Raw genomic sequence first — 8,239 nt, 5'->3', positions numbered from 1 at the left:
CGCGCCCATAGATTTCAGCGCCGACGAATAAACCTTTGTTCGCGATTTCAGGGTCAAATCCGCAGCTGGTAAGCACATCGCGGATAACTTCGTCGTCCGAGATGTCGCGATCCTCGACCCAGCGCGCGCGCAGGAACCCTTGGACCAAGGCGCCGATGTTGCCCTGACCGGCCTCTTGTGCAGCAATCACCGCGTAAGACGAGGGCGCCATATTGACCTGAGGAAGGGTCGGATTGGGATTCATGGGCATGCCAAGCCACTTTGACCAACGCAGGATTTCCTGCATGCGATAGGCCACGCGGTTGGGGTGACGCGCCGGGGGGCGGGTGCCGCCAGAGCGGTCAAAAAGCTGCATCACATCCAAGGGGCGATAGCGAATGGTGGCGCCGTGGCGGGCTGCAATCTCTTCCAGCCGGTTGCCAGCGAGGTAGCACCAGGGGCTAAGTGTCGCGAGGTAGTAGTCGATATGCGCCATCTGCATTCCTTCCGGGTTTGCGGGCAAGCTAACCGGGTGCTAAGGCGTGTGCAATCGCGCCAAAACCAACGGAGTCTGCCATGCCGGCTATGACCGAACCCAAGCTGATTGCAGGAAATGCCAACCGCTCGCTTGCCAATTCCATTGCCCGCCGCATGTCCATGCACAGAGGAATGAACGTCGCACCCATCGAAGCACGGGTCGAGCGGTTCAACGATCAGGAAGTTTTTGTCGAAGTCTACGAAAACGTTCGTGGCGAAGACATGTATATCATTCAGTCGACGTCGAACCCGGCCAATGACAACTTGATGGAGCTGTTGATCATGACTGATGCGCTGCGCCGTTCGTCGGCTGCGCGTATTACTGCCGTGATCCCCTATTTTGGTTATGCGCGTCAGGATCGCCGCGCCAAAGCCCGTACGCCGATCTCGGCCAAGCTGGTTGCAAACCTGCTGACCGAAGCCGGGGTTGACCGCGTGTTGACGCTGGATCTGCATGCTGCTCAGATCCAAGGCTTTTTCGACATTCCGGTGGATAACCTTTATGCCGCGCCGATCTTCTCGTTGGATATTCTGCATCACTTCCGCGAGAAGCTAAGCGATGTCATGGTGGTCTCGCCAGATGTCGGCGGTGTGGCCCGCGCGCGCGAGATCGCGCAGCGCATTGGCGCGCCGCTGGCCATTGTCGACAAGCGCCGCGAAAAGGCTGGTGAAGTCGCAGAAATGACGGTGATTGGTGATGTTTCGGGCAAGATCTGTATCATCGTCGACGATATTTGCGATACGGCAGGGACGCTGTGCAAAGCCGCCCAGACCCTGATTGACGGCGGCGCCACCGAAGTTCACGCCTATATCACCCATGGCGTTCTGTCGGGACCGGCCATCACCCGCGTCGAGAATTCGGTGATGAAATCGCTGGTGATCACCGATTCGATCGAACCAACCGATGCGGTGAAAAATGCGCGCAATATTCGCATTGTTCCCACCGCACCGATGTTTGCTCAGGCGATCTTGAACATCTGGAACGGCACCTCGGTCAGCTCACTGTTCGAGCTTGATACCCTGGGGCCGATCTACGAAGGTCTTTATCACACCGAATAAAGCGCAGCGCCAAGGCGGGGAAGCTCGATTTTCGGGCAGCGGTCCTCGATGACCGCGATCCCCGCCTTGCGGGCCTTGGCGCTGGCTTCGGCGTGGCGCACCCCCAATTGCATCCAGATGGATTTGAGGTCGGGCAGATATTGCAGCGCCTCATCGACGATGCCGGCGACGGCCTCGGGGCGACGAAAGATGTCGACCATGTCGACCTTGACCTCGGCGGGGATGGATTTCAGATCCGCATAGACGGTTTCATCCAGGAAAGTCGAACCTGCATGGCCGGGATTGACCGGGATGACGCGGTAGCCTTGCGATTTCAGAAAGCGCGCGACGCCCCAGCTTGGGCGATCCTCTTTAGGAGACATGCCGACAATGGCAATGGTGCGCGCTTGTTTCAGGACACGTGCAATATCTTCATCGCTCATGGGACCTGTTCTCCTTTCGGCCAGAAATTCGGCCTTGGTCTTTCTTGGTCACTCGCATGGAAAAAGCGCCCGGTCGAGAATATCGCCGGGCGCAAGTCGCGGAACGAGGGACAGTGATCTGAGCAAGACCGTTCCGTGGTCAAGCTCAATAATTAAATAGTTGTGTAGCATAAAAGTTCCAGTATTCTCACGAAATAGTGAGAACTACCGCGGCATTTTCGAAAAAGCCGTCTCGGCGGCGCGCAAAATCGCGTTGGGGTTATTCAAAAGTCGCGACCGCGCCGCTGCTGATTGCGTCAGATAGGTGCGATTGTGAATGACCACGAAATAGCGTGGGTTTCCTGGCTCGGCGCGGCCCTCGGATAGGGCGACGACACAGCGGCCCCCCAATCCCGGCGCATAGGCATGGGGGTCGGCCTCGAACGAGGCGCGGCTTTCCTCAGAGACAAAGTGCCAGCTTTTTCCATGCCAAAGCGTGACAATATCCTGACGGCCCGCCCGCGCCGCGCCATCATGTTGATAGGCGACCGGGTCCATCCCGTCCAATGCCCAATCCTGCGCCAGCGCGAGCGAGGGCATCAAGTAAACCGCAGTGGCGGCGGCTCTGACAAAGAGACGACGGATCATGGCTCTCACGGCTGTTGGAACAGGGTAGCTAGATGCCCAATACGGCCCCTAGCCACCCGTGATATGTGGCAGTTCGCTTGGCGATTCTCAACCATTCATGGGGGATGATGGCGGGGATGTGAAATCTGCCCTCACGCCTGTGAAGCAGCGTAAAGCGCGATGGCGGCCGCATTCGAGACGTTCAGCGAGCCGAAATCCGTCGCATAGGGGATGCGCGCCAGCTTGTCGCAGGTTTCCAGCGTACGCTCGCGCAGACCCGGCCCTTCGGCGCCCAGCACCAGACAGATCGCGCGGCCTTTGATCGGTGCCAGAACCTCGGACAGATCCTCGGTGGCGGTGCCATCAAGGCCGATGACGATATAGCCCATGTCCTGCAGTTCAATCAGCGCATCAGCAAGGTTGCCGACCCGAAGATAGGGCTGACGCTCTAGCGCCCCCGAGGCGGTTTTCGCCAAGGCGCCGGTTTCAGGTGCGGAATGGCGGGTCGGGGCGATGACGGCGCGCGCGCCAAAAACCTCGGCCGAGCGCAGAATGGCGCCGATATTATGGGGGTCGGTCACGCGGTCTAGCGCCACCAGCAAGGGTTTGCCCTCGCCCTCAAGCGCCAGATCCGCCAGCTTGCCCCATTTAAGCGGTTTAACCTCAAGCGCCGCACCTTGGTGAACGCTTTCAGGTGGCAAGGGCACTTTCTTGTCGAAGACGCGCACATCGACGATCTCGGGTTCGATGTCGGTACCGATGTCGCCCAAGCGATCCAGCGCATTTTGCGAGACCACAAGGCGAATTTTCTCGCGGCGTGGGTTGGCCAGCGCGTCGCGCACCGCATGCAGACCAAATAGCCAGACCGTTTCGGCGGCGGCTGCGCGCTTGGCGCGCTCTTTATCGATGACCCAGGTTGGTTTTTTGGCCTTAGGCGGCTGGCTCATGGTGGCAATCCTTCTTATTTCGCCCTTCCTGCGACGATGTCATCAACTTCGCAACCAAAAAGCTGAAATCTGCTCTTGACCCTCCGAAATGCTGCGGCTACTTACCCCCCAGCGTCGGGCGACGTGCTGCAAGGTGCGGCAGCGGACTGTAACTCCGCCGGGGAGACCCATGCCTGGTTCGATTCCAGGGTCGCCCACCATTCAACCTTTTCAAAGGGTTGGATGGTGGAGCCCAGCTTTTCCATATCAGAACATATCGAAGCCAGAACACCAGCTAGGTGGCCGCGTCTTGATCAATTTGCGCGTGGTTTCGTGACCTCTTTGCCGAATATCAGGCATGCGCTTTTTTAGTCAGCAGGGCAGGAAGATCCGCCTTGGCTTGTGGCTTTGCACAACAGATCCATGCGCGGCGGGGGAAAGCTGAAACACCGATTCTTTGGCCATGTTTTTGAAGCAGGGCTTTTCGCAAAGCGGTGACTTTAGAGCGTCCTTCCACGCGCTAGTGACCGGCAAATGACAGTTTGCTCGGCCACCAAACACGATTACTTGTTAATAACGAAAACTCACTCATTACCGGATATGAACGTTCGAGTGCCGCTCTGCGTTTCCTGTCTAATTCGTCAGGATCGCCAAAGCGTTTTAGCCGGCCCGAAACTCAGCCAGCAGAGCTTTGCCGCGTCGCCAACTTGGGCGAATGCAGCGGTCGGTCAGCCGACCGATTCGGCGCGATTGACGTAGCGGCGATCAACCAATTGCGCGAATAAGAGGCAGTTGGCCAAGTTGTGGTGTTTCCTTCATCATACAATCGTATGAGTTTGCGGATTGTTGCAGGCTGTTGAAGCGCTTGAAGATCATTGGATTTCTAAGGATTTTCACGCCTTACGTACCCTCGCCAAGGCTGATATGGAGAGGGCTGCGACTGAGTTTGGAAAAATAAAGTCTATACATATTCCCCCCGATCCCTAAGGTTTGCTTTCAAGAGGACGCGGAATCGGAACTTGGTTTCCTGCTGCGCTAGAAGGAGAGGGAACCCATGCCTAACGTGCCGACCGGCAAGCCCTATGCGATCGATTACCAAACCATGCGGCAGGAATTTCTGGCGGCAGCGCAGGTCGCTGGCGCAAGCATTTCTGCCTATCCACATCCGTTGCGCGGTCCCGCCGATGAAGAGCTGGCGACCGATGTCGCGTTGATCGGGCGGCCCGATGCCGCCAAGCTGATTGTCGTGAATTCGGGAACGCATGGGGTCGAAGGGGCCTATGGCTCGGCGTGTCAAAGCCAGTGGCTGCGTGATCACCAATCCTGGTCGCTGCCAGAAGATGTGGCGATTCTGTTTATCCACCTGATCAACCCTTGGGGCGCGGCGTGGTCGCGTCGGGTCAATGAGGATAACGTCGATCTGAATCGCAACTTCATCGATTGGAACGGCACCCCGCCGCGCAATGACGCATATGGCGATCTGCACGAGGCCTTTACATTCACCACGCTAAGCGGCCCTGACCGCGACCGCGCTGATGCCCATCTTGAGGCCCAAAGCCAGGCGCGCGGCGGCTTTGCGGCGCTGTCGCCGATCATCGAGGCTGGGCAATACGACTATCCCGCAGGCATGTTCTATGGTGGGGCAGGCCCGGTTTGGTCCAACCAGACGTTGAACCAGATCCTTCAGGATTTTGGTCAGACCGCCCGCGACGTGGTCGTATTTGATCTGCATACCGGAGCGGGCCCTTACGGCTATCCGGCGCTGCTTTCGGTCGCGCAAACGGCTCATGATGGCTTGGCTTGGGGGCAATCGCTGTTTGGCCCGGCCCTTTCAGTCGTATTGACGGGCGCCAATCGCACCACCGACACCGGAATTGCCGCCACTGCGACGGGCTATGTCTCGGCGGCGGTGATCGATGCGATGCCCCAGGCGCGCGTCCTGCCTTTGGTGGTGGAATGTGGCACCTTGCCGGGCGCTCTGGTGACGGCGGCGGTGCTTGCTGACAACTGGCTGCATCTGCATGGCGAGTTGGCCTCGAGCGAAGGCCAGCAGATCAAAGAAGATCTGCGTCGCGCCTTTATTCCCGACGATGCAATCTGGCAGCAGCATTGCCTGAACGTCACGCTTGGCTTTTTCGATCGCGCCTTGACCGATCTTGGCGGTGTGCAGGCTCAACCGGTGCAGGCTCAACCAGAGGCAGCGCAACCCGTCGCGGCCAAGCCGCGTGAAACCGCGCGTCCGCTGGCCGATGTTTCCGATGAAGTTGCCGCCGTCGAGGTCCATGATCTGCACAAAAGCTATGGCAGCCACGAAGTCCTGAAGGGCGTCGGTCTGGTTGCCCGGCCCGGTGAGGTCGTGTCGATGATCGGCTCGTCGGGTTCAGGCAAGTCGACCTTCCTGCGCTGCATCAACCTGCTAGAGCAGCCGAAATCCGGCCGTATCATCGTTGATGGTGAAGAAATCCGGATGAAGCCGGGCAAAGATGGTGCAGCGGTTCCGGTCGATCACAAGCAGGTCGAGCGTATCCGGGCGCGCGTCGGCATGGTCTTTCAGAACTTCAATCTGTGGCCGCATATGTCGGTCGTGGACAATATTATCGAAGCGCCCGTGCATGTGTTGAAAGAAAACCGTGCCGATGCGATCGAGCATGCCCATGCGCTGCTGAAAAAGGTCGGGCTGTCGGATAAGCATGCTCAATATCCGGGCCAGCTTTCGGGTGGTCAGCAGCAGCGCGCGGCGATTGCCCGCACACTTGCCATGCGCCCCAAGGTCATTTTGCTGGACGAGCCGACCTCGGCGCTTGACCCCGAGCTGGTCGGCGAGGTGCTGCGCGTCATTCGCCAGCTGGCCGAAGAAGGCAACACCATGATTCTTGTGACGCATGAAATGCAATTTGCGCGCGAAGTCTCGCATCGCATCAAGTTTCTGCATCAGGGCGTCGTCGAAGAAGAGGGCGCGCCTGCTCAGCTTTTCTCCAATCCTCGCTCCGAGCGTCTGCGCCAGTTCCTGTCACGGACCAATTAACTGGCCAGATCTTGGAAGGAGCCGCATGATCACTCGGCAAAAAATGTGACGCCAATCAAACCCAGGGAGACCACCGAATGAAACTTAAACTTCTGAGCCTCGCTGCAGCTATGACGCTTGGCATGAATGCCGCCTATGCCGCCGAGGGCGAGCTGGTGATCGGGACCGAAGGCGCTTACCCGCCCTTCTCGATGGCCGATGCCAATGGCAATGTCACCGGCTTTGACGCTGATGTCGGCAATGCGCTTTGCGCCAAGCTGGAACTGAAGTGCCGCTTTGTGGTTCAGGCGTTCGACGGCCTGATCCCCGCGCTGAACGCCAAGCGTTTCGACGTTATCATTTCCGGCATGTCGATCACCGACGAGCGTGGCAAGCAGATCGACTTCTCGAACAGCTATGCGGAATTCCCCAACCAGTTCGTCGCCAAGAAGGGCTCGCCCCTGACCGAAGCAAACGATCTGGAAACGCTGAAGAAAGACCTGAGCGGTCTGCGCATTGGCGTTCAGGGTGGCACCACCCACGCGGCCTATGTTGAAAAGAACATGCCCGACGCGCAGCTGATGACCTATGACACGCTTGACCAGATGCAGATCGATCTGGCCAGCGGTCGTCTGGACAGCTCTTTCTCGGATAGCTCGGCCCAAAACGACTTCCTTGCCAAACCCGAAGGCGCTGACTTTGCCCTGGTTCCGTTTGTGATCGATTCCGCTTCGGACAAGACGCTTGGCGACGGTCTGGGCATCGGTATCCGCAAGGATGAAGGCGATCTGAAAGCCAAAATCAACACCGCGCTGTGTGAACTTGGTGCAGATGGCACGCTGAAAGCGTCCTCGGAGAAGTGGTTCAAAATGGACATCTCGCGCAACTGCCAGTGAGCGCGTGACAGCTAAGGAAGGGGCGCGCCGCGCCCTTTCCGATCGGACGCCAAAGATTGGCGGGTCGAAAACTCCCACCTGACGAACGGTAGGTAAGACGGATGCAATTCGGGCTATTGCAGCTTTGGGAGGGCGGCTGGATCAGCGCGCTTCTTCGGGGCGCGACAATCACGGTACTGGTCGGCCTTTGCGCGATGTTCGCGGGGCTGGTGATCGGTATTATCTGTGGGCTGATCAAATGGGGCAGGCTCAAACCCCTGAGTTGGCTGGTCGATATCTACACGACCGTTGTGCGCGGTGTTCCCGAGCTATTGATCATCTATCTGCTGTTCTTCTCGTCGGTCGAATTTGTGACCCGCGTGGCCAATGCCTTTGGCTGGTCGGGATTGGCGGATACGGGCTATGCATTCATCATCGCTGTGATCGCGATTGCTGCCATCTCGGGGTCGTATTCGACCGAGGTCGTGCGCGGTGCATTGTCGTCGATCCCCAAAGGCCATCTTGAGGCTGCACGTGCCTTGGGCATGCCGGGGCCGCGGATTTTCCGCAAGATCATTCTGCCGCAGATGTTGCGCATTGCTGTGCCGGGCATGAACAACGTGTGGCAAGCCACCATGAAAGATACGGCGCTTGTGTCGGTTGTCGGCTTGCAAGAGCTGATGCGCGCGGCCTCGGTCGGGGCAGGATCGACGCGAAATCCGTTCATCTTCTACCTGATTGCTGCGGTTGTTTACCTCTGCATCACCTTTGTCAGCCAATTTTTCTTCAAACGGGCCGAGCGCTCGCTGATGCTTAAGGGAAGGGGTTGAG

8 protein-coding genes, 1 tRNA gene and 1 pseudogene are annotated in these 8,239 nt (G+C 58.4%); 6 read left to right on the top strand and 4 right to left on the bottom strand.

The genetic code is table 11. The annotated features are described in order from the left end of the window. The coding region (locus RTS12_RS05285; protein WP_312526192.1) for a DsbA family protein at nucleotides 1-475 on the bottom strand (475 nt) is incomplete at its 3' end. An 80-nt stretch (nucleotides 476-555) separates the two neighbouring features. Between RTS12_RS05285 and RTS12_RS05280 the strand changes: the two genes are divergently transcribed. Beyond that, nucleotides 556-1,575 (top strand): ribose-phosphate pyrophosphokinase, encoded by a 1,020-nt coding sequence (locus RTS12_RS05280; RefSeq protein ID WP_312526190.1) that lies wholly within the window; start codon nucleotides 556-558, stop codon nucleotides 1,573-1,575. Here the strand turns inward: RTS12_RS05280 and RTS12_RS05275 are convergent. From RTS12_RS05275 to rlmB, 3 genes are all read right to left on the bottom strand, one after another. Beyond that, nucleotides 1,563-1,997 carry a CoA-binding protein gene (locus tag RTS12_RS05275; RefSeq protein WP_312526188.1) on the bottom strand — a complete coding sequence of 145 codons (435 nt, stop codon included), beginning with the start codon at nucleotides 1,995-1,997 and terminating at the stop codon, nucleotides 1,563-1,565. The two genes, RTS12_RS05280 and RTS12_RS05275, sit on opposite strands and share 13 nt — an antisense overlap. Nucleotides 1,998-2,201: 204 nt before the next feature. Further along, nucleotides 2,202-2,624, bottom strand: coding sequence for a YHS domain-containing (seleno)protein (locus RTS12_RS05270; RefSeq protein WP_312526186.1), 423 nt, complete (start codon nucleotides 2,622-2,624; stop codon nucleotides 2,202-2,204). A gap of 131 nt (nucleotides 2,625-2,755) precedes the next feature. Continuing rightward, entirely contained in the window at nucleotides 2,756-3,550 is a 795-nt protein-coding gene (rlmB, locus tag RTS12_RS05265; RefSeq protein ID WP_312526185.1) for a 23S rRNA (guanosine(2251)-2'-O)-methyltransferase RlmB, read from the bottom strand. Between the two features lie 116 nt (nucleotides 3,551-3,666). On the opposite strand from rlmB, the gene RTS12_RS05260 reads away from it, so the two are divergent. From RTS12_RS05260 to RTS12_RS05240, 5 genes and pseudogenes are all read left to right on the top strand, one after another. Continuing rightward, nucleotides 3,667-3,750: transfer RNA gene (locus tag RTS12_RS05260), tRNA-Tyr, on the top strand. Nucleotides 3,751-4,583: 833 nt separating this feature from the next. Next, nucleotides 4,584-5,633: pseudogene (locus RTS12_RS05255) on the top strand (DUF2817 domain-containing protein); the annotation flags it as partial. A 138-nt stretch (nucleotides 5,634-5,771) separates the two neighbouring features. Further along, the gene (locus RTS12_RS05250) at nucleotides 5,772-6,554 is read left to right on the top strand and encodes an ATP-binding cassette domain-containing protein (RefSeq protein WP_312526200.1); all 783 of its coding nucleotides are present in this window, start codon (nucleotides 5,772-5,774) and stop codon (nucleotides 6,552-6,554) included. Between the two features lie 77 nt (nucleotides 6,555-6,631). Then, entirely contained in the window at nucleotides 6,632-7,429 is a 798-nt protein-coding gene (locus RTS12_RS05245; protein ID WP_312526184.1) for a transporter substrate-binding domain-containing protein, read from the top strand. A 101-nt stretch (nucleotides 7,430-7,530) separates the two neighbouring features. After that, nucleotides 7,531-8,238 carry an ABC transporter permease subunit gene (locus RTS12_RS05240; protein ID WP_312526182.1) on the top strand — a complete coding sequence of 236 codons (708 nt, stop codon included), beginning with the start codon at nucleotides 7,531-7,533 and terminating at the stop codon, nucleotides 8,236-8,238. The last annotated feature ends 1 nt before the right edge of the window (nucleotide 8,239 follow it).

Source organism: Paracoccus sp. (in: a-proteobacteria), from assembly GCF_032007265.1.
In the GTDB taxonomy this organism is placed as follows: Bacteria; Pseudomonadota; Alphaproteobacteria; order Rhodobacterales; family Rhodobacteraceae; genus Paracoccus.
The sequence above is the reverse complement of the archived record's forward strand: the minus strand, read 5'-3'. Positions and strand labels throughout refer to the sequence as shown.